The sequence below is a fragment of the Asaia sp. W19 genome, assembly GCF_003994335.1.
Classification (GTDB): Bacteria; Pseudomonadota; Alphaproteobacteria; order Acetobacterales; family Acetobacteraceae; genus Asaia.
Window position 1 is genome coordinate 1 of sequence record NZ_PNQZ01000221.1, and the last position, 968, is coordinate 968.

Here is a 968-nt window from a genome sequence, read left to right on the forward strand (position 1 = left end):
GGACCTGCTTGCGTATTGATCAGCCCTTCGAGCGCCTGACGATGGCGGAGGCGTTCACGCGTTACGTCGGGGTCGACCTGCTGGCGATAGGGGAGGATGCCCCTCGTCTGGCCAGGGAGGCGCAAACAGTCCTCCGCGCCGGGGAGAACTGGGAAGACCTGTTTTTTCGGCTGCTTCTGGAACGTGTCGAGCCCCGCATCGGGCGTGACAGTCCCACCTTCCTGACGCACTGGCCTGCGGCTCAGGCCGCCCTGTCGCGGCGCGATCCCGAAGATCCACGCGTTGCTCTACGCTTTGAGCTCTACGCGGCCGGGATCGAACTGGCCAATGCGTTCGAGGAACTGACCGATCCTGACGAACAGCGGGATCGCTTCGAGGCGGATCGGGCGCGACGGCTTGCGCTGTACCCGGATCAGGATTGGCCCCTGGACGAGGCATTTCTGCGGGATCTTGAGGGTTTGCCCCCTTGTAGTGGGATCGCGCTGGGATTTGACCGGTTGGCCATGCTGGCAACCGGTGCCCCTCGGCTCTGTGACATTCTGTGGTTTTCTTAAACCTTCGGATAGCCATGAACCTTTTCTGGGGGCAAACTCGTTCTCATGGCCTAGAGTGGCGCCAGCTTCGAACTGATCCGGCAGGCGGCTTCAGCTTCGGAAAGGGTAACAGGATGATGAAGAAAACAGTTTTTCTGTCGTTTGCTGCTTTGCTGACCCTGTCAGCATGCGATGTACCGACGGTTCAACAGCGCAAGGTGCTGGATTCCATGATCGGCAAGACCGACGTGGATGTACTCAGAACCTTCGGCGTGCCCACGCGCACCTATCAGGCCAGCGGCCATGACTTCCTGGCCTATATCGATAACGAGACCAATTACTCGCCCGGCACAGGGGGCTGGGGTTGGGGTTGGGGTGGCGGTCCCTGGGGCGGTTATGGCGGCTGGGGGGGGGGGGGGGGGGGGTTTGGGGGGG

At 61.9% G+C, this 968-nt stretch carries 1 protein-coding gene and 1 pseudogene; both read left to right on the top strand.

From position 1 onward, the window contains the following. Window positions 1-554, top strand: a 554-nt coding sequence (locus tag C0V97_RS18165) for an amino acid--tRNA ligase-related protein (RefSeq protein WP_305007326.1), incomplete at its 5' end; no start/stop codon positions are given. Between the two features lie 116 nt (window positions 555-670). Beyond that, window positions 671-968 (top strand): annotated as a pseudogene (locus tag C0V97_RS18170) (hypothetical protein); the annotation flags it as partial.